This is a genomic window from Paraburkholderia sp. (assembly GCF_035948235.1).
Lineage (GTDB): Bacteria > Pseudomonadota > Gammaproteobacteria > Burkholderiales > Burkholderiaceae > Paraburkholderia.
This window is the reverse complement of the sequence record NZ_DASZJJ010000169.1, coordinates 1-24,486: the sequence shown is the minus strand read 5'-3', so window position 1 is coordinate 24,486 and position 24,486 is coordinate 1. Positions and strand designations below refer to the sequence as shown.

Sequence of the window (24,486 nt, the reverse complement as noted above, 5' to 3'; positions counted from 1 at the left end):
GCCGCCGCTTGCACCGCCGATCTGATTCGATATGGAATCCTTATGAATAAAGTGAGTTGCGCGCGTAGAGGCCGACAATCCTCTGACGAAAGCGCCAAAACCGGTAAAAAAGATCGAGCACCGATTCACTAAACTTTGGCGGAGTCGGGCCGTTAAGAAGGCATCGCACTCAAGTGAAGCTAACGTGTCCCTGTTCATCGGCTCCGATCGTCCCGCCTCGCGCCCGCAGATCTTCATGACGGGCTTCCAGCCGACCCATGCGGAACCGTCGGTGGTCGAATGGCTTCTGCATGACGATCAGGTCATGCGCGAGTGCTTCGGCCACGCGACCGGCATCCTCAAGTTCGTGACGGGCGCGGCCTTCACCACCGTGACGCTGCTCGACGCCGCGCATCAGCACTTCTGCGGCGACCTGGGCGAGCTGGTGGCAAACACGCCGCGCGACAGCTCGCTGAGCGAACACGCGTTGCGCAATGGCAGCGTGTTTGTGGTCGAGGACACCCGCGAGCGCGATGACGTGCAAAGCTGCGCGCTCGTGCAATACCCGCCGCATGTGCGCTTTTTCGCGGCAGTGCCGATCCGCCTGCCCGACGGCGAGCCGATTGGCGCGCTCTGCGCGATGGACCCCGAGCCGCGCCGCATGGATGCGAACGCGCGTGGCGTGTTGCGCCACCTGGGCGAAATGATCGAGAACGATCTACGCCTGCGCATGGCTTCCGCCGTCGATCCGCTCACGCAACTGTTCAACCGCCGCAGCACGCTGGAAAGCGTGCATCACCGCTGGCAGGATACGCCGGACGGCGAGGGCGTCGGCTCGGTGATGGTCGATATCGACTGGTTCAAGCAGTACAACGACACCTACGGCCATCCGGCCGGCGATGCCTGCCTGCGCGCCGTCGCCCAGGTGCTGCGCGAGGCCGCCGACGAGCACAACATGATCGCGGGCCGGGTGGGCGGCGAGGAATTTGCGCTTCTGCTCACCGGCGTCGAGCGTGCGGAAATGGGCTACGCGCTGGAGCGAGTACGCGCGGGCGTGGAGAAGCTCGGCATCGAGCATCGTGGTTCGCCGCTTGGCGTGGTCACGCTGAGCATGGGCGCGACGCACACATGGCGTCATGCGCCCAGCGACCATGGCTATCGCGAGGCGTTCGGCGTGGCCGACGACGCGCTCTACGAGGCCAAGAAAGACGGACGCAATTGCGTGCGCTTCGCCTGAATGCTTTAAACGCGCGCCGGCAATTCCCCCGAGGTCATCTCGAACTGCAGCGCCGCGAGCTGTGCGTACAGCGGCGAGCTGTGCAGCAGTTCCGCGTGACGTCCCTGCGCGACAATGCGGCCGTGTTCCATCACGACGATGCGGTCGGCCTGCTGCACGGTGGCCAGACGATGCGCGATCACCAGCGTCGTGCGGTTCTGCGTGGCGTTGTCGAGCGCGGTCTGCACGAGCCGCTCGCTGGCTGCGTCGAGTGCGCTGGTGGCCTCGTCGAGCAAAAGGATCGGCGGGTTCTTCAGGATCGCGCGCGCAATCGCCAGGCGCTGGCGCTGACCACCCGAAAGCCGCACGCCGCGTTCGCCCAGAAACGTGTCGTAGCCTTGCGGCAAGGCCTCGATGAATCCTGCGGCGGCGGCCATGTCGGCGGCGCGCTGGACTTCGGCCAGCGACGCGTCTGGCATGCCATAGCGAATGTTGTCGAGCACGCTGCCCGAAAAAATCACCGACTCCTGCAACACCACGCCAATCGACTGGCGCAACGCGTTGAGCGAAACCTGTTGTGTGGGTACACCGTTGATCAGGATCTGGCCGGACTGGGGATCGTAAAAGCGCAGCAGCAGTTGAAACAGCGTGGTCTTGCCCGCGCCCGAAGGCCCGACCAGCGCGACGTGTTCGCCCGGCCGCACGTCGAGCGTGAAGCCGCCCAGCGCGGCCACGCCCGGGCGCGACGGATACGAGAAGCCGACGTTGTCGAAGCGGATGCCATCGCCTTGTGCGGGCAGCGGCACGGTCGTTGCGGCCTCAACCACCGGTGAGCGCGCGGCCAGCAATTGCAGCAGCCGTTCGGTCGCGCCGGCGGCGCGTTGCAGGTCGCCCCACACTTCGGCGACCGCGCCCACGGCTCCCGCCGTGAAAACCGCATAGAGGATGAACTGGGACAACTGGCCCGCCGTCATGCGCCCGGCCAGCACAGCCTGTGCGCCGAGCCACAGCACGAACACGATGGCGGCGAACACGAACACGATCACCACGGCGGTCAGGCCCGCGCGCGCGCGGATACGCGTGAGCGCCGTATCGAACGCCGTTTCCACCGCGCCGCCAAAGCGGCGCGTTTCATAAGCTTCCTGCGTGTACGACTGCACGGTCGGCATGGCGTTGAGCACTTCGCCGGCCAGTGCGCTCGCGTTGGCGACCTTGTCCTGGCTTGCGCGCGACAGCTTGCGCACGCGCCGCCCGAAGATGACGATGGGCGCCACCACCACCACGAGCGTCGCGATGATGTAGCCGGACAGCACCGGACTGGTGGTGACCAGCATCGACACGCCGCCGATCGTCAGCAGCGCATTACGCAAGCCAAGCGACAGGCTCGTGCCCACGACGGCCTGGATCAGCGTTGTGTCGGTGGTGAGGCGCGAGAGGACTTCGCCGGTCTGCGTGGTCTCGAAGAACTCGGGGCTCATGCGCATGACGTGGTCGTAGACGGCGCGGCGCAAATCGGCCGTCACCCGTTCGCCCAGCCATGAAACCCAGTAGAAGCGCAGCGCCGTCGCCGCCGCGAGAATCAGCGAGACGATAAACAGCGCAATGAAATAGCGATCGATATGCGTGCGGTCGCCGCTGGCGAAGCCGCGGTCGATCAGGTATTTGAACGCGACGGGCAAGGCCAGCGTCGCGCCCGCGGAGGTAAGAAGCGCGAGAAACGCCAACGCCCAGCGTCCGGCATAGGGCCGCAGAAAGGGCATGAGCGCGAAGAGCGGCGCGACGCGTGTCGAGCGGGGAACTGCATCTGACATGAAGAGTCCTTGCCGTGGCGAAGGGAGTGTCGATTCAAGGTGGAATGTCTGCCGGATGTGCGCCGACTGCGGGGATTATCGTTCAATGAGCGTGCAGACAGCTTTCAGTCAGCACGCGGTTATGAAACGTTCATGATTTAGTTAGCGATTTGACATGAACGTAGTGCGCCACCCATAATTGCGCCGAATCTATCGTGGGAGAGAGAGGCGCCACGGCCTCCGCCGAAGGCGCAAGCTCCCGGAATCGCTCAGGCACACGTACCACGAAAGATCTTCGCCGACTGGAGAGAGGCTGCGATCTGCGCGCTGTTTGCCGCTGGAATCGTGGCCCACCGAAGGGGCAGGCCCGCTAGCAGGTCGACAAGCGGGCCCGAACTCTCAGGTAAAAGGACAGGGGGAGAGGCGTACAAGGTGGCCCTGAATCCGTCTTGTTCTTTCCCAGGTTCCTATGCGCATTGCCCTGTTTTTTTCTCTGCTTTTATCTTCACTGCCGCACGTCACGTCGAGGTGCGCAGCATGCTGAATCTCATCTATCTCGTCGCCATCACCGCTGAAGCGATGACCGGCGCGCTTGCCGCCCGACGCCGCAATATGGATGTGTTCGGCGTGCTCGTGATCGCCTTCGTGACAGCGCTGGGCGGTGGCACTGTGCGCGATATTTTTCTCGGCCACTTCCCGGTCGCCTGGACGCAGCATCCCGGTTATCTCTACCTGGTGCTCTCCGCCGGTCTGCTCACCATGCTGACCGCGCCTTTCCTGCGGCATCTGCGCGAGATTTTTCTCGTCCTCGATGCGATGGGATTGATGGCGTTCACGTTGATCGGCTGCAATGTTGCGCTGACGATGGGCTATGCCGTGCCGGTCGTCATGATCGCGGGGATGTTGACTGGCGTGTTCGGCGGCGTATTGCGTGATGTGCTGTGCAATCGCGTGCCGGTCGTGTTCCAGCGCGAGTTGTATGCGAGCGTTTCGCTGGCCGCGGGCGGCCTGTTTCTGCTGCTGCGCGCGGCTGATGTCGATCCGGATTTGAGTACGGCAGTGAGTTTCTCGCTGGGTCTGGCGTTGCGGTTGGTCGCGATCTGGCGGGGCTGGCGTTTGCCCACCAGCGCGCAAAGCGAAGCGATAAAAGTGGGTCGAGAGGATCGCCATGGCGCCTTGCATGAATAGACCGGGGGCGCAGACGATGAAAAAGCCGCTATTTAAAGCACTCTTCATGCTGACCATGAGCACGTCGCTCGCATCGCACGTCGTTGCGGCCAATGCGGTGCAATGGCATCTGCTGTCGCACGATTCAGGCGCGACGATCTACTACGATGCCTCGTCCATTGCCGCCGATCACGGTGTCGTGAAAATCTGGACACGCACGGATTTCAATCCGCCTAACCTTATTGGCGATAAAAAGGAAACGGACGACCGCGCGCTATTTGCGTTTCGCTGCCATGCGCGCGAGGTGGGACTGGCGAGCCTGCTGGCCTACGACGCGCACGGCAACGAGATTGCGCGCGCGCACGAAACGGATATCCGCTTCGAGCAAGTCGAACCGGTTGGGCCCGCCAAAATGCTGATGAGAATCGCGTGCGAGGCGCGAGACTGACGCACGCGCCAGCCTCATTGTTTTCCGCAGAGCAGGAGCATGCGTTCCTGGTCCGTACAGGGACGTCCATTGGCGCTTTGCGCGGTGGTGGCGTGCTGCGCCGCCCCTGTGCCCGCAGCCGCCTGCATCGCCGCGCGATGAGCGAAACACGCCTTCAGGCGCCGCTCGACGGGCTGATAGTATTGCCAGCCCTTACCGAGTCCGGGCAGTTCGAGCTTCACCTGTTTCCACTTCGGATGGCCGTGCTCCTGCAGGTTGTCGAAGTTCTCGCACAGCGAATCGGCAAAGCGCTTCAGATTGCCGACGGTGTCGCGCAGGTTGTAGTCATAGGTGACGAGAAAAGCCTTGACCGTCCAGGTCGGCACGTCTTCCTTTAGCCAGTTCGGGTAGCTCGACGTGTGGATTGTCGCGGGGAAGTAGGTTTGCTTCGCGCGCGCCGTTTCTGGGGCGTTTGGATCGACACGAAGAAAGCGGATCTGCTGCAGCAGACTGGGGTTCATGTCGGTGAAGAGCTTGGCGGGCTGTCCGGCCACAACGATCGCCACGTCGATCTTCTTGACGATCAGCGCGGCCAGCGCATCTTCGTTGCTCAGGTGCTGGACGTTCTGCTCGGGAATCGGCTGGCCGAACATCAGACGGTACAGCGTCGTGGCCGATTGTGCGGTGCCGCTGCCAATCAGCCCGACGCTGATCGTCTTGTCCTTGATCTCGTTGATCGTCTTCATTGGCGAGTCGTTACGTACGACGAAATAAATCTCCTCGTCGTAGAGCGGCATGATGAGGCGCAGCGGCCGTATCGTCGTGCCCGCATCCTGATTGCCCGAATTGGCCATGTCGACATAGGCCTGATAGACGTCTGACTGCACCAGCGCGAGCTTCACGCCGGGCTCGAAGCGCATGCGCTGCACGTTTTCCGCCGAGCCTTTCGAGGGCAGCACTTCAAGGTCGATGCCCGCGGGCTGCGCCACCCATTTCGAAAGATCCTGGCCGATCTGGATATACGTGCCGCGCTCCGGCCCGGTCGTGATCTTGTAGTGCGCGTCGGCTGGCGCGGCGACGGCGAGCGTCGAGCAAAGCAGGGCAACAAGGCCCGCCAGGGCCGCCAGTGCCGCTAGAGTCGTCTTCAGCATGTCTCTCTCCCGCTGGGGATGTAATGGAAGGCTGACTGCGATGAAACGGGAAACCGGCTCAGTGGGCCGCGCCTGAAGGCGCCGCCTGCTTCCAGCCGTTTTGCAGGATCGCTTGCTGGCGGGCATCGATGGCATTCGCGCCGCTTGCCGGGCTGGCGGTGGTGGCGTTCGCGTTTGCGTTCGCCGATGCTTGCGGCGCCCAGGCGGTCGACAGAATCGCGCGCTCCATCAACGATTGCGCCTGCTGGCTGCTCGAATCGATTGCGAGCGCTTCCGATGCCTGTTGCTGCACGCAGGCCCAGTCGCGCTGATTCATGCATTGGCCAGCGTTTTGCAGCGCGCTGTCACGGCGTTGTTCGCGCGTGGCGATATCGCGCTGGATAGCCTGCGCGTCGGCGTTGTCGGCGTCGCTTGAAAGGGCGGCATTGTCGGCGGCCTTGGCATTGGACAAATCGTTGGCTGCGAGACTCGCGTGCGCGGCGCGCAGACTGTCGGGCACATCCTTGAACTGAGGCACGGCGACGGGCCGCGGCGTGTCGGCTGGCGGCGCGTTATCCGCTGGGTTGGCGGAATTGGCCGAATTATTGGCGTTATTGTCGGCGGGCGCCATGCCCTTTGCGAGTTGCCGCGGCAGGTACGGCAAAATCGATCCGACCAGCGAGTGCGTGCCTTGATCGTCGCTTTCGCCGTCTGGCTTGCGATTGCCGCCCAGCATCAGATACGCGGCATACGCCAGCGCGAGAAACAGGAACACCAGCAGAACGACCTTGGGGAAGCTGCGCCGCCCGATCTGGCCAGGCGACGATTCGTGTTCGATCGTCGCGTGTTGCTGGAATTCGGCCTTCACCGACGGATGATCGATTGCCGGCACCGAAGGCGTTGCGGAAGCCCCGGACGGCAACGATGGATTTCTGGAGCGCACGCGCAGCGCGGCCCTTTCGAGCGGACGCTTCGCGCCGCAGTAAGGGCAGCTATCGACGTACTCCTTGAGCATGCCGCCGCAGTGCTTGCACGCCGCGGGGAAATGCTGGTCATGAATAGTCTGAGCAGACATGCTGTAGCCCCACCGTGATGGCGATGCCATGTCGGCATGCTCAGGATCGTCGTTGAAGCGATTTGCGAACAATCGCGGAACTCACGATCTACATGCGCAGGAAAGCCTGGAAAGCGGCGCGTCGTATCGACACGACCGTTTGAAGAAAATATGGGTGGTTTCCCACACTGCGTCAATCGCCGTTGTTACCTACCGCACATAAACATGGCGGCAATGGCGTTTTTGGCTTGAAACAGGGCTTTTTTGGCGTTTGCCTAAATGCCGCGCGGCGCTCTTTGTTCAGAGGAAACCACGATTTTTCCGCTTGATTTGCCGCAGTCACTAGCCAATTTAACTGCAAACGTTTGCTCCCAATATATAGACAAATAACGCGAAATTCATTTTCGCGCGATGTGTTAAGTAGTGCGTCGTATGGTAGGATTTTTGCCATCCGATGACTGCCGCAAACTTCGTCGGGTATCCGGGCCGCCGCATCACACGATACGGCGGCCTTTTTTGTGCTCGCAGTCAGGATGCACATAAAAAATAATTCAAATGGCCTCATGCCCGGCCGCGTTGCCGGGTAGAGAAGACCACGATAAAAAAATGAAAACGACCGAATACATGTTTCGTGTCCCGGGGTGTGGAGACGAACAGCCGCGCTACAGCGTCATCGTCGTTCACGGCGTGAGTGTGACCTTCATTCGAATCGGTGCTTCGCAAAAGCCGTTTTCGCTGATGGTGCCAAGAGTTCACGACGAAACGTTTGCGCACGCGCGTGCGGAACACCTCGCGCGGCTGGCGATAGCGCAGGCGATTTACACGGAACTGTTCGAAGCGCATCCTGAATGCGCAGTCGATCTGGAGGTTCACGGCCCGCTGTGGGATGGCGATCTGGATGCGGGGCAGTGGCAGCACGGCATGGCGGACGCCGCGCCAGCGCCGGGCGCTAAGGGCAAACCCGTTAAAACGGACCATGCGGCGCGTGCGACCCATACGGCAAAAGCGACCGATGCGACCGATGTGACCGATGCAATCGAGGCCACAACCCGCGTAGCCAACGTATTGCCGTAGTGGGACGTAATGGAAAACCCGCTAACTCGTCTGATGAATATAACGAGAGCTTACAGCGCGGATTCCCGGGACATGCCCCCTATAACCCGCAAACGTTTTGCGGGATTATTTTGTCGCGCGGGAGTGACAGAATGTACCGCTCTGAACAAATTTAAAAATAAAAACCGGATGAATAAAAAGTATAATCCGGCGCGCGCTACGTTTGAGATCATTGCGCGCAACGTCGGTCACGGCCCGGCCGTTTTTCCCAGTTCTGCAGTCGCCAAAGTGCGCCGGTTGGCCGTGCGCATCGAGAGTTCATGAATTCCATGCCTGCACCGCAATGGCAACCGTTCCTGTCGTTCTTCTCGCAGGAGCTGACGCAAAACCTGACGCCCCGGCTCCTCAGCCAGATTACGCGTGGCGCGGGCGCGCAGTTCGCCCGCCAGTACGCGCTCGTGGACGCGGGCACTGTTGCCGATATGCAGGCCGCGATGAATCGGGTCTGGACCGCAATGGCGTGGGGAGTGGTCGAAATCCGCGAGGCCCAGGACTGGCTGGTGCTCACGCATTACCACGCGCCGCTCAATGCGGCATTCGGCCCTCAGGGGCAGATGTGGGCCGGGGCTTTCCTCGAAGGGGCCTACGAGTCATGGATGCATCAGCTGGGCGCCGATCCGCAGCTGCGCATGAGCACGGCAGGTCCGGCAGATGCGTCGGGAACGATGGTTTTTCTTTTCGGCAAGTAAGCGGGTAAAGGACAGCGAGTTGTGCGTGTGCGCATGACGCGCACTGGTGGACAGCACAACGAATTCGACGGGGTCGACGCATGAGCGGTGCTTCGGATATTGCGAAACTTTTCGAGGTGGCAGGCGGAAGTCCAGCGCAGTACCAGGAAGTGGAGAGGACGGAGCAGATTGAAGGTGCGCGTGGGCGCTGGTCCACGCACGCCGATGCTCAGCCCGATCTCGCTGCGCAGGGCGACGCGGACCTCGACGCATCGCAGCCGCTGATCGTGTGGTCCATCGCCGCCGTCGCCACCGAGCCGCCGCCGGTTTTGCCCGTTGCGCAAGAGCCGCCCGCAATCGGCGCCGATGTTCAAGCCTCGCTTGAGGCCCCAGTCGAAGCCCCAGTCGAAACCGGAATGCAAGCTGAGGCGCCTGCGCCTGCTGCGGCTCAACCGCGCGTCGAACCTTTGATCCAAGCCGTAGCCGTAGCCGTAGCCAGGACCGAACCCGAACCCGCCATTCCACCCACGCCCGAGCCCGCCGCCGCGCCGCAGTCGGCCGCGCTCAGCAGCGTGTTTGCGCGCCTCATGGAGCGCAACGAGCCTCGGGGCGACGTTGCGCCGCGCGGGAAGTCATGATCGTCGTCGCAGTCGTTTCCGCCAAGGGCGGCGTGGGCAAAAGCACGATGGCCGCCAACCTGGCGGTCGCGTTGAGCCGTCACGCGCGCGCGGTGCTGGCCGTCGATCTCGATCCGCAGAACGCCTTGCATTTGCATTTCGGCGGCCAGCCGCAGGACATCGCCGGCCTGTCGCGCGCGAGCGTGGGCGGCACGGCATGGGGCGAGGTCGTCACGCGCGCCGCGTCGGGCGTGCGCGTGCTGCCGTTTGGTCAGATCAATGAAGTCGATCTGCCGACGCTGGAGCGCCGCATCGCCGACGATCCGCACTGGCTTTCGACGCAACTGCGCAGTCTCGATCTTCCCGCCGACGCCGTGGTGATCCTGGACACGCCGCCGGGTGTTTCCCACACCTTGCGCCAGGCGCTGGCGGTGGCCGATCGCGTGATCTCCGTCGTGCTGGCCGATGCGGCGTCCTACGCCACCTTGCCGCAGATCGAAAACCTGATCCGCCGTCATTACGGCGCGAAGCCCGGCAGCGTCGAATCCGTCTGCATCGTCAATCAGGTCGATGCGACCAGCCGTCTGTCGCGCGAAGCGCTGCAATTGATCGAAGGCGTGCCTGGCATGCGGGTGCTGGGCCGCGTGCGCGCGGACCGCTCGGTTAGCGAGGCGCTGGCGCATGGGCAAACCGTCGTCGAATCCGCGCAGGACAGCGTGGGCCGCCAGGACCTGCTTCAGTGCGCCGAACAGGTGTTGCAGCTTTTGCCCGCACCTGGCCAGCAGGCACCTGAAGCGACCGCGGACGCTGAAGCGCCAGTGGAAACCCAGCCCGAACCGACGGTCGTACTGGGCGACGAAGACCGCCGCCCGCAAGGGCAAGCCGCGCCAAAGTCGCGCAAAGCTGGCGTGTATCGGTTGATGGCGGCGCTGCTGTGTGCGGCGCTGGTGCTGCTGATCGTGCTCTGGATCAGGACGCGCTAAGGAAATCGCCATGGCATTCATGAAACGCAAGCCGATATCGCCGAAGCAGAACGCGCAGCCCGCCGGAACGGGCCAGAGCGACGATGCGGGCGACTGGGACGACACCCTGCTCAATACCGGGACGGCGCTGCTGGCTTCCGGCTGGGTGCGCCTGCTCGCGACGCTGGCCGCCGTGCTGCTGTTCGTGTCCACGCTGACGGTGCATCTGGCCTTGTCGCAGCAATGGGTGTTCGCCATCCTCTGTATGGGCATTGCCATTTTCCTGAGCCGCGTTCAGGGCCGCGTGCTGACGGTGTCGCTGGTGGCGCTGTCGGTGTTCATGTCGCTGCGTTATCTGTACTGGCGCGTGACGCAGACGCTCGGTTTCGCGAGTCCGCTCGACCGCACCTTCGGCTATCTGCTGCTGGCGGCCGAGTGCTACGCCGTGCTGATGCTCCTGTGCAGCTATTTCCAGACGCTTTGGCCGCTGCACCGCCGGCCCGTGCCGCTGCCCGCCGATACCTCGGCATGGCCCACGGTGGACGTGTTCATCCCGACCTACAACGAGCCGCTCGATGTCGTGCGCCAGTCGGTGCTCGCGGCCACGCTGCTCGACTGGCCCGCCGACAAACTGCGTATCTACATGCTCGACGATGGCCGTCGCGAGGAGTTCCGCCAGTTCTGCGAACAGGCGGGCGTGGAGTATCTGACGCGCCCGGACAACAAGCACGCCAAGGCGGGCAATCTCAACGCGGCGCTCGCCAGAACCAGCGGCGAATTCGTCGCGGTGTTCGACTGCGATCACGTCACGACGCGCTCGTTTCTGCAGGTCTGCATGGGCTGGTTCCTGAAAGACCCGAAGATGGCGATGGTGCAGACGCCGCACGTGTTCTATTCGCCGGACCCGTTCGAGCGCAACCTCGAAACCTTCCGCAAGGTGCCCAACGAGGGCGACCTGTTCTACGGCGTCCTGCAAAACGGCAACGACCTCTGGAATGCCGCGTTTTTCTGCGGCTCCTGCGCGGTGCTGCGCCGTTCGGCGCTGGTCGATGTAGGCGGCGTGGCGACGGAAAGCGTCACGGAAGACGCGCTGACCGCGCTCAAGATGAGCATGAAGGGCTACAACACGGCTTATCTGGCGATTCCGCAGGCCGCGGGCCTCGCCACCGAAAGCCTGGGCCGCCACGTCGGCCAGCGCATTCGCTGGGCGCGCGGCATGGCCGAGATCTTCCGCCAGTTCAATCCGCTCTTGATCAAGGGGCTCTCGCTGCCGCAGCGGCTTTGCTACCTGAGCGCGATGATGCACTTCTTCTTCGGCCTGCCGCGCCTCGTGTTCCTGATTACGCCGATGGCGTATCTGTTCTTCGGCGCGCACGTCTTTCATGCATCGGCGCTGATGGTGCTGGCTTATGCCGTGCCTCACCTGGTCATTTCGAGCGTCGGCGCGTCGCGCATCCAGGGGAGGTTTCGCCATTCGTTCTGGAGCGAGGTCTATGAAACGGTGCTGGCCTGGTACGTCGTCGTGCCCGCGCTGCAGGCCGTGTTCTTCCCCGGCAGCAAGGGCTTCAATGTGACGTCCAAGGGCGGCGTGATTCGCCAGTCGTTCCTCGACTGGGCGATGGCGCGGCCCTATATCGGCTTGTTGGTCATCAATCTGGCCGGTTTCGTGGTGGGCATCGTCGGCCTGATCCGTAGCCCCGGCTGGCCTGAAGCGATGAGTATCGTGTTCAACCTGGTCTGGGTGATCTACAACGTCATGAACCTGAGCGCGGCGGCGGGCGTTGCGACCGAATCGCGGCAATTGCGCCTCACACCGCGCGTGCAGATCGAGCTGCCGGCCGCAGTGCGGCTGGCCGATGGCCGCCGTGTGGTCTGCCAGACCAGCGACTATTCGCAGGGCGGTCTTGGGCTCGTGATTCCCGAAGGTGCGCCGATGCCGCTGCGCGGCGAGCGCATTCTCGTGTCGGTGTTCCGCGACGACTACGAAGGCCGCTTCCCCGCCGAAGTCCAGGTGTGCCGTGGCCGCACCGTGGGTGTGAGCTTCCCGGCGCTGACGATCGATCAGGAACGCGACCTCATGCGAGTGACGTTCTCGCGCGCCGATAGCTGGATCGCGTCGTGGGGCCGTTATCGTCCGGACCGGCCGCTGCGCAGCCTGTTCGAAGTGCTGAGCGTGGGCATGCGTGGCCTGAAGGATCTGTTCCGGCATGTGCTGCTAGGCGGGCGCGAGCGTCTGAGCCGCGCGGCCGCCGGGTCCCCAGCTGCCGGATCGCCGGCCGCAGAAACGCCTGCTGGCGAGATGGGATCGAAGCAATCGTGAGTCCCGTCAACCTGTTGCCTTTGCGCGCCATGACGCGCGCGCGCCGGTGGGCGCCGATATTCGGCTCGCTGCTGGGTTCGGTCCTCGCGGTGCTCGCGCTGGGCGCCAACGTGGCGCTGGCCGAAGCTGCGCCCGCTGCGTCTGCGTCTGCGTCGGCGCCTTCGTTGCCGCTGGCCGCTTCGCAGCCCGCAGCGCCTGACGCGCCCGCGCAGCCCGAAGCTGCCGACACCGCTAACACCACCAGCGCCGACACCTACACCTACCGCATCCCGCTGCTGCGCGATAACGCAAACACCGCGCAAGGGCTGACCTTGCTCGGCGAGGATGCCTATGGCGGGATGGATTTCGGTCTGCGTCAGGACGAACGCGTGATCAGTGCGCGCCTCGTGCTCGACTACCGTTATTCGCCGAAGCTGCTGCCCGCGCTTTCGCATCTGAACGTGCTGCTCAATAGCGTGGTGGGCGCGACCATTCCTCTGCCCGAACCGGCGCCCAGTGCGTCGGTGACGACGACGGTCGATCTGCCGGTTTCAGTGCTTACGGCGTTCAATCACCTGAACCTGGAGTTGATCGCCCACAGCAACGCAAGCGACGACGGCAACGATCCGGGAAGTCCCGATCTCTGGCTCAAGGCCGGCCCGAACAGCGCGCTCGAATTGACCGTCGCGCCGACCGGCGCCGCGAACGATCTATCGCGCCTGCCCGCGCCGTTCTTCGACACGCGCGATGTGCGCCGCGTGAACCTGCCCGTCGTGCTGCCGCGCGCGCCGCGCGCCGATCGCCTCGAGTCCGCGGGCATCGTGACCTCGTGGCTAGGCGCGCAGGCGGGCTATCGCGGCTCGCACTTCGGCGCGAGCCTGGGCGCGCTGCCCGCGCACGGCAACGCCGTGGTGCTGGCACTGCGCGACGAACTCGCCGGTCTTGGGCTCACCGCGCCCACGCAGGACGGCCCCACGCTCGCCATCGTCGCCAGTCCGAACGATCCCAATGGCCGGCTGCTGCTCGTCACGGGCGGCGATGAAGCGCAGCTCCGCACCGCGGCCACGGCGCTGGTGGTCGGCGCGAAGACGCTGTCCGGCACGCAGGTGCGCATCGACGGGCCGGTCAAGGTCGCGCCGCGCAAGCCTTTCGACGCGCCGAACTGGCTCCCCAGCGACCGTCCGGTCGAACTGGGCGAACTGATGCCCGCCGACCGTTTCACGGTTCAGGGTTTCCGCCCCGGCGCGATCGATGTGGACCTGCGCCTGCCGCCGGGCCTGTTCGGCTTCGACAGCAGCGGCGCGGTGCTGGATCTGCACTATCGCTACACGGGGCGGCCGGAATCGAAGCAATCGGCGCTGCATGTGCTGGCGGGCAACACGCCTATCGGCACTCTGACGCTGCCCGGCGACGCCTCCGACGGCCACGCCGTGATGCGCATTCCCTCGTATCTGCTGCCGCCGCTGACGACGCTGCAATTCGATTACCAGTACGAGGCCGTCAAGACCCAGGACCGCTGGCAGGACGTGGCGGCCGGGCCGCTTCTGAGCGCCATCGACCCGACTTCGACGATCGACATTTCGAATCTGCCGCGCTACGCCGCCATGCCCGATCTGCGCGCCTTCAGCGATGCGGGCTTTCCGTTCACGCGCATGGCCGACCTGTCCGAAAGCGCGGTGATCCTGCCCGCGCAGCCGGTCGCCGACGATTATTCCGCCTACCTGACGCTGATGGGCAGCATGGGCCAGGCGACGGGTTATCCGGTGCTCGGCGTGACGGTGGCCGGTCCGCAGCAGGTGGATGCGTTGCGTCACAAGGATCTGCTCGTGCTGGCCTCGGGCGACAACCAGCCCTTGCTCAAGGCGTGGCATGACGATCTGCCGCGCGGTTTCTTCGGCCCGGATACGCGTTCGGCCCATGGTTTTGCCGCGTGGTGGGACAAGCTGACGGGTGGTCACGCTCACGCGCGGCGCGAGGCCGATATCGCCGCGCTCTATCGCAGCGACGACCACGACGGCATGGTGGCCGGTCTGCAGTCGCCGCTTGCGCGCGGGCGCAGCGTGGTGGTCGTGTCGGGCAATACGCCGGGCGGGCTCGATGCGGTGGTGAGCGTGCTGCAGGCGCGCCGTTACCGCGCCGACGACACCATCAGCGGCAGTCTCGTGATCGCGCACGGCGGCGTGCTCACCACGCTGAACACGGATCAAAGCTATTTCATCGGCAATTTGCCGCTGCGCCTGGCGGTGCAATGGTTCTTCGCGAGCCATATCGTGCTGCTGCTCGTGGCGACGCTCGCCAGCGTCGTGCTCATCGGTCTGCTTGGCGGCGTGCTGCTGCATCGGCGCGCGCTGAACCGGCTGGACCTGGACATTCCCCAGACATCGCAACGTGAAGAAGGACGACGAGGTTCTCATGTTTAAAAGACGGCCTGACATTTCCCGGGCACGCCTCGCGCGTCGCATGACTCTGGAGGCCGTGCGCTCAGCCTGGCCCGCGTTGCTGCTGGGCGGCGTTTTGATCGCCGCGCCGGTGGTCGAAGCTGCGCAGCCCGCGGCGGCCGCCAGGCCGGCGGCGAACAATGCGCCAGCCAGCGCACCGGCGCAGCCCGCAGCCGATGCCAGCGCAGCGGCGCCTCCCGCCGCGCCGTCGGCCGGTCCGACCACCACGGTGACCTATACGCTGCAGCAACTGGGCGCGCAATACGCGCTCAACCTGCGCGGCGTGGACGGCAGCAATACGCTGCCCGTGAACGTGCGCGACGATCAGGTGGTGAGCGGCGCGCGGCTGAATCTGCGCTACGCCTATTCGCCGTCGCTGCTGCCCGATCTCTCGCACATCAACGTGCTGGTCAATGACCAGGTCGCGGCCTCGATCGCTGTGCCGAAGGAAACCGGCGGCCAGAGCCTGCAGCGCACGATCGCGCTGCCGCCGTACCTCTTCACGTCGAACAGCAAGTTGCGCCTGCAACTTATCGGCCACTACACGACGCAGTGCGAAGACCCGCTGCATTCGAGCCTGTGGGCCAACATCAGCAACGAAAGCACGCTGAGCATCGACACCCAGCCGCTTCCGCAGGCCAACGACCTTGCGCGTCTGCCCACGCCGTTCTTCGACGGCCATGACATCCGCCGCCTGAACCTGCCGTTCGTGTTCGCGGGCAATCCCGATGCCGCCGCGCTGGAAGCGGCGGGCGCGGTGTCGTCGTGGTTCGGGGCGCTGGCCAACTATCGCGGCGCGGATTTCCCCGTGTCGCTGTCCACGGTGCCCGCGCAGGGCAACGCCATCGTGATCGTGGAAAGCGCGGATCAGGCGACGCTCGCCGGTGCGCCGCTGCAAGGCCCGACGCTTGCCATCGTCGCCAATCCGAACGATCCCAACGGCAAGCTGCTGCTCGTCATGGGCCGCGACGGCAAGGAACTCAAGCAGGCCGCCGATGCGCTGGTGTCGGGCAGCCAGACGCTCTCGGGGCCGAGCGCGCTCATCACGCATTTCGCCGATCTCGCGCCGCGCAAGCCTTATGACGCGCCGCGCTGGCTGCGCACCGATCGTCCGGTGTCGTTCGGCGAGCTGGTCGACGCGCGGCAACTGGGGGTGTCGGGCTATAGCCCCGACCTCATCCGCATCAATACGCGCGTGCCGCCCGATCTGTTCGGCTGGCATGCCAACCCGGTGCCCATCGACCTGCATTACCGCTATACGCCGCAGCCGTACATGGTGAATTCGTCGCTGCTGTTCAGCGTGAGCGACCAGTTCATGAAGTCGATGCCGCTCTTGCCGCTCGAGCGCCTCGAAGGCACCGAAAAGCTGCGCGCCGAAGTGCTGCCCGACAGCAGCCTGCCGCGTGAGGCGAAGCTGGAAGTGCCGCTGGAGACGCTACTGCAGCCGAACACGCAGCTGCAGTTCCGCTACATGTACGACTACATCAAGCAGGGCGAGTGCCGCGACATCATTATCGATAACGTGCGCGGCGCGATCGATCCGGAATCGACCATCGACCTGTCGGCGTATCCGCACTACATGGCGATGCCGAATCTGGCCGCCTTCGCGCAGGCCGGTTTCCCGTTCACGCGCATGGCCGATCTGTCCGGCACGGACGTCGTGCTGGGCGCCAATGCGGGCGCGCCGGAGTACAGCGCCTATCTGGCCGTGATGGGCCGCATGGGCGACTCGACCGGCTATCCGGCCAGCGGCGTGACGGTGCTGCGCGGTCAGCGCATCGACGCGATTCCCTCAGGCAAGGATCTGCTCGTGATTGCCTCGGGCGCGGATCAGGCCTGGCTCAAGGATTGGGCGCAGTACATGCCGGCCGCCTATGACCACAGCGCGCAGTTTTCGCTGTCGGATCTGCCGGGCCGCGTGCGCGGCTGGTTCCACTCGAACCCGCGTCTGGATGCCGAACCCAGCCGCCTGTCGCTGGCGTGGACGGGGCCGGGCGTGAGCGCCGTGCTGGCGGGTTTCGAGTCGCCGACGGAAAAGGGCCGCAGCGTCGTCATGCTGGTGAGCAACCAGCCTGAAGGGCTCAAGGATGCGGTATCGGCGCTGCTGGGCGTGCCGAACTACGACAAGCAGCCGATCCAGGGCAGCCTCGTGTCGATTCGTGGCCAGGAGGTGGATTCGCTGGTGGGCGAGCACACCTATTACGTCGGGAGTCTGGGCTTGTGGCGCGGTCTCGACTGGTGGCTGGCCTCGTTGGGGCTGTCGCTCGCCTGGCTGCTCAAGGCGCTGGGCGTGGTCGCGCTGGTGGCGATCGCGGCGGGCGGCTTCAACTTCCTGCGCCGCCGCCAGGCGCGCCGCGATGCGCAGTCCGAGGCGCGTCTGCGCGCTGCGGCGCTCGCACAGCGTGAAAAGGCGCAGCACGATCAAGCGCGCGACGAATCGCATCACGAATAACACTAATCAGGGATCAGGGAACGTTCATGTCAGTCAGCCGCAGCCAGGCCTGCATTCTGGGTTTGTTGCTCACCACGGCCAGCCATCCCGTGTGGGCGCAGGACGCCACTTCCAGAATGCTGCTGGAACAGGGCCGCTATTGGCAGGCGCATGACAAGCCCGATCTCGCCGCGCAGTCGTGGCAGAAGCTGCTATCGACCGATCCTAAGCAGCCCGAAGGACTCTACGGCATGGCGACGGTCGCGATCGGCAAGAAGCAGTTTGCGCTCGCCAATGATTATCTGGCGAAGCTGCGCGCCGCCGCTCCCGACAGCCGCTTCGTGCCGCAGCTCGAGCAGGATTTGCGGCTGGCTGTGGAGCCTGGCAAATCCACGCTCGCCAAAGCGCGTCAGATGGCGCAGGACGCCGTCAACCAGAACGATACGAAGGCGCTGGCCGTTGCCATTGCGCAGTACAACAAGGCGCTGGGCGGCAAAGCGCCGCAAGGTGGGGTGGCGCGCGAGTACTACACCTACCTGGGCTATACCGAAGGCAATACGGAACAGGGCATTGAGGGCCTGGAGCGCCTGAACACCGAAACGCCCAACGACCCGTACACGCAACTGGCGCTGGCCCAGCATCAGGTGCGCGACGAGCGCGAGCGCGCGGCGGGCGTCGCCCTGCTGGAGAAGCTGGCTGCACGTCCGGATATCGGCGGCCAGGCCACGGAAGCGTGGCGCTCGGTGCTCACCTGGGTCGCGCCCACGCCAAAGAACAAATCCTGGTTCGAGGACTATCTGAAGCTGCATCCTGATGACGACGAAATCCGCCATCAGATGCTCTCGCCGCGCGCCGCGAATGCGAACGGCAACGCGCCGCCCGTGCCGGTGATGGACCCGCGCCTTACGCGTGGTTTCGCGGCCTTCAAGGCGGGCGACGTGACCACGGCCGAACAGCAGTTCACCAGCGTGCTGCGCGACAAGCCCAACGACACCGATGCGCTCGGCGGTCTGGGTCTGGTGCGCATGCAACAAGGCGATCTGGCGCAGGCGCAGACGCTGCTTTCGCGTGCGGCCTCGCGTCCGGGTGCGGGCGCCAACTGGAGCCGCGCGCTGGCTTCCGCGCGCTACTGGCTGCTGGTGAATCAGGCCGAAGGCGCGCAAAGCGTGGGCGACTACAGCACCGCGCGGCGCGATCTCGACCAGGCGATGCGCATGGACCCGGCCGAGCCTGGTGGGCGCAATGCGTCGGCGCGGCTGTACGCGGTGCAGGGCGATCTGCCGCGCGCCGAAAAGCTCTATCGCGACGTGCTGGCGGGCCATCCCGACAACCGCGAAGCCGTGAGCGGCCTGGTCGATATCCTCGCCGAAACCGGACGTGCCGACGAGGCCCAGAAGTGGGTGGACGGCATGACGCCCGAGCAGCAGGCCGGCATTGGCGGGCTGGATCGTCTGCGCGCCGCGGTCGCCTCGGGCCGCGCCGACGCCGCCGAACAGCGCGGCGACCTGGCAACGGCGCAACGCATTCTGGAAGACGCGCAGCGCAACGACCCCGACAATCCGTGGCTGCGTCTGGAACTGGCGCGCTACGAGCTTAAGCAGGGCCACGCCGATCAGGCGCGCGAACTGGTCGACGGCCTGCTGGAATCGGCGCCCGACAATCCAGACGCGCTCTACGCCAGTGCATTGCTGGCGATGCAGATGGGCGACTGGTCGCGTGCGCAGGACACGATGGCGCGCATTCCCACCGCCGCGCGCACGCCGAACATGGTCGCCACGGCCCAACAGATCGACTTCCAGGCGGTGGCCGCGCAGGCCTCGCAACTGGCGCACGACGGCAACCTGGACGACGCGCGCAATATGCTTACGCGCCTTGAGGCGTCGGCGGGCAAGGACCCGGCGCGCGTCAGTGCGCTGGCCTCGGCGTGGGTCGATGCGGGCAATCTGCCGCGCGCCATGAGCCTGATGCACGCGCTGATGCCTAACGGCGTGAAGGGTAGCGGCCCCGATGTGCAACTGGCCTATGCGGGCTTGCTGCTCAAGACCGGACAGAACGTGCAGGCGCAGGACGTGATGCGCGGCTTGCAGGGCCAGACGCTGACCGTCGACCAGCGCCGCCAGCTCGACGATCTGAATTACCTCTACGCCGTGCGCCTGGCCGAGCAGCAGCGCCAGCAGGGCGATCTTGCGCAGGCCTACGACACGCTCGCGCCGGTGCTGGCGAAGCGCCCCAACGACAGCCTCGCCAACGCCGCGCTGGCGCGCATGTATGCCGCCGACGGCCAGTACGATCACGCGCTGGCGCTCTACCAGAAGGCGCTGTCGAACGATCCCGACAATCCGGGGCTGCAACTGGGTGTCGCGATGACGGCAGTGCAGGCCGGCAACGGCAGCGTGGCGGATGCGGCCTTGAAGCAGGCCATCGCGAAGGCGCCGAACGATCCGGACATCCTCGCTGGTGCCGCGCGCATCTACGTGATGCAGGGCAAGACGCGCGAGGCGCAGTCGCTGCTTGAATCGGCGATTGCGGCGAAGGAAAAGCGCATGGGCGTGACGGCGCAGAGCGTGCACGTCGCAGGCAATCCGTTCGTTCATGACGACGAGGAGCGCCGTCGGCGCGCGCGGCAAACGCGTGTGGCCGTGGTCAATTCGCAGGACGCGACGCTTGCGGCCAGCGATGGCGTGTCGGCGAGCAACGCTTCGACCGGCGCTCTGAGCGATACGGCGGCGTCCCCGCTGTCCATGGCTTCGGCGGCCACGGCGCGCGATCGCGCTTCATCGCGCGCGAGCTCGCTGCCGTCCGTTGCGGGCACACCGATCGGCGCACAGCCGGATCAGGATGACGTCGCGACGGCACAGCCCGACGATGGCGGTACTTCGCTCGACGAAATGCGCCAGCAACTCGACGATATTCGCGCGCAGCGCTCGCCGGAAGTGCGCAGCGGTCTGTTCGTCTCGACGAATAACAGCGCGGGCGGCACCTCGCAACTGACCAGCGTGCAGATGCCGTCGGAAGTGATTCTGCCCGCCGGCAACGGCAAGCTGTCCATTCGCGTGACGCCGGTGGATCTGCAAAGCGGCACGCTCGGCACCGATGTCTATAGCAGCAGCCAGTTCGGCGGCGGCCCGTCGGCGGCGCTGGCGCAGAGGGACAACCTGGTGTCGGCGCCGGCCTCGCAGAGCGCGCGCGGCGTTGGCCTGGGTATCGGCTATGAAACGCGCAACTGGGCCGCCGATATCGGCACGACGCCGCTGGGCTTCCAGTACACCGGTATTGTTGGCGGCGTCTCGTACAAGAGCGCCATCGATGCGGCCCAGGGCAGCTGGTTCAACGCAGGCGTGTCGCGCCGCGCCGTGACCGACAGCATCACATCTTTCGCCGGGACGAGCGACGCGCGCTCGGGCCTTGCCTGGGGCGGCGTGACCGCCACCGGCCTGCACGGCGCGATTGGCGTGGACAATCACGAGTACGGTTTCTACGGCTATGGCTCGGTGAAATATCTGGACGGCCATAACGTGCAGTCCAATGAGGGCGCGGAAGTAGGCGGTGGCACCTACTGGTATCTGCTGCGCAATACCAACAGCATGCTCACCGCGGGCCTGAACCTGAGCGGCGAGTTCTATCGGCATAACGAGAACAACTTCACGTATGGCAACGGCGGCTATTTCAGCCCGCAACGCTACTACGCGTTCACCGTGCCGGTTACGTGGGCGCAGCGCTCGGATCGCTGGACCTACAAGCTGCAAGGGTCGGCGGGTCTGCAGTATTTCCGTCAGTCAGCGGCGCCGTATTTCCCGACCGACAGCGCTTTGCAGGCGGCGGCGGTGACGGCAGCTTCGACGCTGGGTTTGGGCGACGGCGCGATTCATCCCGCGCAGTCGTCGACCGGTATTGGCTACAACCTGCTGGCGACGGCCGAATACCGTTTCAGCAACCATCTGACCGGCGGCGCGTCGGTAGGCGCGAACAATTCGTCGAGCTACCGCCAGTGGGTCGCGGGACTGTATCTGCGCTTTAGCTTCGCGCCGCAGACGAGGTCGCTGGACATGCCCGTCATGCCTTATCAATCGCACTACAGCGATCAGTAACGTCGCTGATATCGATCGCTTTTTCAGGAGTTAAAGATTCATGCTTGCTTCCGTACTTGCGGGTCTTAGCATTCTTATCGTCGGCGATAGCCATCTGAGCGAGCCGGGCTATCTCGTCGACACCTTGCAGGATCAACTGATTGCCGCCGGCGCCCAGGTCCATACCTACGGTGTGTGCGGCAGCACGCCGGGCGACTGGGTGAAGTCGGTGCCGGGCACCTGCGGTGGCGCGACGCGCAATGGCAAGGCTCCGCTGGTCGTCGATCACAACGCGAAGACGCAGCCGATCGACCAGCTGATCGCGGCGAACAAGGCCAATCTCGTCATCGTGGTCGAAGGCGACACGATTGGCGGCTACGGCAAGGACGACTTCCCGAAGACCTGGGCCTGGCAGCAGGTCACGGCGCTCACCCAGGACCTGGCCGCGAACAAGACGGCTTGCGTATGGGTTGGCCCGGTGTGGGGCACGGAAGGCGGCAAGTACCAGAAGACCTTCACGCGTGTGAAGCAGCTTTCCTCGTTCCTTGCGACCAACGTTGCGCCGTGCGAGTACATCGATTCGCTCACGTTCTCGAAGCCGGGCGAATGGGCGACGGTGGACGGCCAGCATTTGACGACCACCGGCTACAAGTACTGGGGCGGCGACATCATGAAGGCGCTGGTGAAGCTGCCGGTCGTGCAGCAGCATAAATAAATCCCGTAATCGGTTGTAGTCCTGACTATTCAATAACCGCGATAACCGGCCGCGCCGGATCAGGAGTTTCGTGTGCCTGCAGCAGCATCGGTCTTGTTGGGCCTTTCCGTGCTGGTCATTGGCGAAAGCCATCTGACCTTGAACAATCATTTGCGCGAGCCGCTCGTGCAAAGTCTGCAGGCGCAGGGCGCCGCGCATGTCCATGTGATCGGCGCCTGCGGCGCAAGCCCGGCGCGCTGGCTCAAGAGCACGCCGGTGGATTGCGGCGCGGACCAGGTCGACAAGCGGCCCGCTACCGTGCTCGGCAAGGAGGCGCATACGACGCCTATCGCCGATCTGATCCGCGCCGATAAACCCAACGTCGTGGTGGTCATCGAAGGCGACACCATGGGTTCGTACGACAAGCCCGCCTTTCCCAAGGCCTGGGCGTGGCAGGAAGTCACGGGCCTGACCAAGGCCATCGGCGATACGCACACGGCGTGCGTCTGGGTGGGGCCGGGCTGGGGCAACAACAGCGGACAATTCGCCAAGAGCGACGACCGCGTGAGGGAGCTGAACGCATTCCTCGCGAATAACGTCGCGCCTTGCTCGTACATCGATTCCACCAGCTTCGCGAAACCGGGCCAGTGGCAGACGCTCGACGGCGAGCACTACACGCAGATGGGCTACGTGGCATGGAGCAAGGCAATCGTCGCCGCCATGGAGAAAGCGCCTGCGGTTCAAGGGTTGAAGAACAAATGAAAATCATCCAATGCTTGATGAGCGGCCTTGCGCTGTCCACGCTGTCGATTGCGGGCCTTGCATCGGCGGCCGATATTCCGCTCTATCCGACCGGACCAGCGCAGGATTCGTCGTTCGTGCGTTTCGTCGATGGCGGCTCGCATCCGGTCGAAGTGACGGCGGCGGGATCGAAGGCGCGCCTCGCGCTCGACACTGCGAATCCGGCCAGCCACTTCTTTCCGATCACTGCGGGCAAGCCGGTGTCCGGCACGCTCACGAGCGGCGGTGCGCATCAGGATGTGAGCGCAACGGTGCAGCCGGGCGAGTTCGTCAGCATCGTGGCGCTTGACGGCACGCACGCCGTGACGGTGCGCGAGAAGCCGGACGATTTCAACGCGCTGAAAGCCTCGGTGGCGCTCTATAACCTCGATGCGCGCTGCGCTGCGCCCACGCTGAAAGTGGCGGGCCGCGACATCGTCCTGCTCGACGGCGTGGCCGTGGGGCAGGGCAAGCGCCGTCAGGTGAATCCGGTCACGCTATCCGTGCAACTCGCGTGCGGTGGCCAGCCGGTGGGCCAGCCGCTGAGCCTGGGCACGCTCGTGGCGGGGCAGCGCTATACGGTGTTCCTCGTGCCCGGCGGCGCGCAATCGCGCATCTTCTTCGCCAACGATGCGGTGAGCCACTAAGCGCCCTGGCGTCGCGCTCCTTCGGGCGCGGCGCGCCCCGATTGGGCGGATTGTGCCGACCCAGCCAATCCCGTCGATGTATTGGCCCGGACTTCTCCTTCGACTGAGAACGATGCATGGTTTTTGCGTCCCTCGAATTTCTGACGCTGTTTTTACCGGCTTTTCTAGCGCTTTACGTCGCGTCGCCCGCACGCTGGCGTAACGGCGTGCTGCTCTTTTGCAGCTGGTTCTTCTACGGCTGGTGGAGCCCGGTCTTTCTGTTGCTGTTTATTGCGCTGACGTTCTGGGGCTGGCTTGGCGGCATGGTGATCGACCGCGCGCCCAACGCGCGCGCGCGCGGCGGGTGGCTCGCGCTCTTTATCGCCGTCAACGTTGCGACGCTGTGCTGGTACAAGTACGCGAATATCGTTGTCGATAGTCTCGACAACGTGCTGGCATTGGGTCACGCCGGGACGATTCCCTGGAAGCATGTCGTGCTGCCTATCGGCCTGTCTTTTATCGTGCTGCAATCGATCTCCTATCTGATCGACGTGCAGCGCGGCACCGTGCCCGCCGATCGCAGCATGATCCGCTACGGCGCCTATCAGGGAATGTTCGTACACCTGATTGCCGGGCCGATCATCCGCTATGCGTGGGTTAAACGCGAACTGGTTTCGCGCACGGTGGACTGGGACGGTTTCACCGCGGGCGCGCGGCGGCTCATGATCGGCATGAGCATGAAGGTGTTGGTGGCCGACACACTCTCGCCCATCGTCGATGCCGCTTTCGGCCTGCACGCGCCTACGCTCGCGGACGCGTGGCTCGGCTGTGGCTTCTACACGCTGCAACTATTCTTCGATTTCGCAGGCTATAGCGCGATGGCGATCGGTCTGGGGCAGATACTGGGCTTTCGCTTTCCCGAGAACTTCAACCATCCCTATCTGGCCAGCAGCATTCAGGACTTCTGGCGGCGCTGGCATTTGTCGCTGTCCAGCTGGATTCGCGATTACCTGTATATCCCGTTCGGC

Annotated in this window: 18 protein-coding genes and 1 riboswitch; of the genes, 15 read left to right on the top strand and 3 right to left on the bottom strand. The window is 64.7% G+C overall.

Annotated features, from left to right (window positions below; all coding sequences use genetic code 11):
- Positions 1-184 precede the first annotated feature (184 nt).
- A complete protein-coding gene (locus tag VG320_RS14935; protein WP_327200876.1) occupies positions 185-1,216 on the top strand; it encodes a sensor domain-containing diguanylate cyclase in 1,032 nt (343 codons plus the stop codon).
- A 5-nt stretch (positions 1,217-1,221) separates the two neighbouring features.
- Here the strand turns inward: VG320_RS14935 and VG320_RS14930 are convergent, their stop codons facing one another.
- Positions 1,222-3,006 (bottom strand): ABC transporter transmembrane domain-containing protein, encoded by a 1,785-nt coding sequence (locus VG320_RS14930; RefSeq protein WP_327200875.1) that lies wholly within the window; start codon positions 3,004-3,006, stop codon positions 1,222-1,224.
- Between the two features lie 185 nt (positions 3,007-3,191).
- Positions 3,192-3,280, top strand: a riboswitch (glycine riboswitch).
- 242 nt (positions 3,281-3,522) lie between these two features.
- Here VG320_RS14930 and VG320_RS14925 point away from each other — a divergent pair.
- Together VG320_RS14925 and VG320_RS14920 are read left to right on the top strand one after the other, a co-directional pair.
- The gene (locus VG320_RS14925) at positions 3,523-4,173 is read left to right on the top strand and encodes a trimeric intracellular cation channel family protein (RefSeq protein ID WP_327200874.1); all 651 of its coding nucleotides are present in this window, start codon (positions 3,523-3,525) and stop codon (positions 4,171-4,173) included.
- Positions 4,166-4,600, top strand: a complete 435-nt coding sequence (locus VG320_RS14920; RefSeq protein WP_327200873.1) for a surface-adhesin E family protein — start codon at positions 4,166-4,168, stop codon at positions 4,598-4,600. The genes VG320_RS14925 and VG320_RS14920 overlap by 8 nt, the downstream gene beginning before the upstream one ends.
- Positions 4,601-4,614: 14 nt before the next feature.
- Here the strand turns inward: VG320_RS14920 and VG320_RS14915 are convergent, their stop codons facing one another.
- Together VG320_RS14915 and VG320_RS14910 are read right to left on the bottom strand one after the other, a co-directional pair.
- Positions 4,615-5,730: a TAXI family TRAP transporter solute-binding subunit gene (locus VG320_RS14915; protein ID WP_327200872.1), complete on the bottom strand. Its 1,116-nt coding sequence runs from the start codon at positions 5,728-5,730 to the stop codon at positions 4,615-4,617.
- Positions 5,731-5,788: 58 nt separating this feature from the next.
- Positions 5,789-6,784, bottom strand: a complete 996-nt coding sequence (locus VG320_RS14910) for a hypothetical protein (RefSeq protein ID WP_327200871.1) — start codon at positions 6,782-6,784, stop codon at positions 5,789-5,791.
- Positions 6,785-7,369: 585 nt separating this feature from the next.
- Between VG320_RS14910 and VG320_RS14905 the strand changes: the two genes are divergently transcribed.
- From VG320_RS14905 to VG320_RS14850, 12 genes are all read left to right on the top strand, one after another.
- Positions 7,370-7,837, top strand: coding sequence for a hypothetical protein (locus VG320_RS14905; protein WP_327200870.1), 468 nt, complete (start codon positions 7,370-7,372; stop codon positions 7,835-7,837).
- A 299-nt stretch (positions 7,838-8,136) separates the two neighbouring features.
- A complete protein-coding gene (gene bcsD / locus VG320_RS14900) occupies positions 8,137-8,565 on the top strand; it encodes a cellulose biosynthesis protein BcsD (protein WP_327200869.1) in 429 nt (142 codons plus the stop codon).
- A gap of 80 nt (positions 8,566-8,645) precedes the next feature.
- The gene (bcsR, locus tag VG320_RS14895) at positions 8,646-9,182 is read left to right on the top strand and encodes a BcsR/BcsP family cellulose biosynthesis protein (protein ID WP_327200868.1); all 537 of its coding nucleotides are present in this window, start codon (positions 8,646-8,648) and stop codon (positions 9,180-9,182) included.
- Complete coding sequence (bcsQ, locus tag VG320_RS14890) at positions 9,179-10,144, top strand: cellulose biosynthesis protein BcsQ (RefSeq protein ID WP_327200867.1); 966 nt, start codon at positions 9,179-9,181, stop codon at positions 10,142-10,144. The genes bcsR and bcsQ overlap by 4 nt, the downstream gene beginning before the upstream one ends.
- Positions 10,145-10,154: 10 nt before the next feature.
- A complete protein-coding gene (gene bcsA / locus VG320_RS14885) occupies positions 10,155-12,443 on the top strand; it encodes a UDP-forming cellulose synthase catalytic subunit (RefSeq protein WP_327200866.1) in 2,289 nt (762 codons plus the stop codon).
- Positions 12,440-14,842, top strand: coding sequence for a cellulose biosynthesis cyclic di-GMP-binding regulatory protein BcsB (bcsB, locus tag VG320_RS14880; RefSeq protein ID WP_327200865.1), 2,403 nt, complete (start codon positions 12,440-12,442; stop codon positions 14,840-14,842). Before bcsA ends, bcsB (VG320_RS14880) begins: the two co-directional genes overlap by 4 nt.
- A 40-nt stretch (positions 14,843-14,882) precedes the next feature.
- The gene (gene bcsB / locus VG320_RS14875; RefSeq protein ID WP_327200864.1) at positions 14,883-17,312 is read left to right on the top strand and encodes a cellulose biosynthesis cyclic di-GMP-binding regulatory protein BcsB; all 2,430 of its coding nucleotides are present in this window, start codon (positions 14,883-14,885) and stop codon (positions 17,310-17,312) included.
- 26 nt (positions 17,313-17,338) lie between these two features.
- Entirely contained in the window at positions 17,339-21,379 is a 4,041-nt protein-coding gene (locus VG320_RS14870; protein ID WP_327200863.1) for a cellulose biosynthesis protein BcsC, read from the top strand.
- Between the two features lie 40 nt (positions 21,380-21,419).
- On the top strand, positions 21,420-22,073 hold the full coding sequence (locus tag VG320_RS14865) for an SGNH/GDSL hydrolase family protein (protein WP_327200862.1): 654 nt from the start codon (positions 21,420-21,422) through the stop codon (positions 22,071-22,073).
- 72 nt (positions 22,074-22,145) lie between these two features.
- Positions 22,146-22,814 carry an SGNH/GDSL hydrolase family protein gene (locus tag VG320_RS14860; RefSeq protein WP_327200861.1) on the top strand — a complete coding sequence of 223 codons (669 nt, stop codon included), beginning with the start codon at positions 22,146-22,148 and terminating at the stop codon, positions 22,812-22,814.
- On the top strand, positions 22,811-23,479 hold the full coding sequence (locus tag VG320_RS14855) for an alginate O-acetyltransferase AlgF (RefSeq protein ID WP_327200860.1): 669 nt from the start codon (positions 22,811-22,813) through the stop codon (positions 23,477-23,479). The genes VG320_RS14860 and VG320_RS14855 overlap by 4 nt, the downstream gene beginning before the upstream one ends.
- 116 nt (positions 23,480-23,595) lie before the next feature.
- On the top strand, positions 23,596-24,486 hold an 891-nt coding region (locus VG320_RS14850; RefSeq protein ID WP_327200859.1), incomplete at its 3' end, for an MBOAT family O-acyltransferase.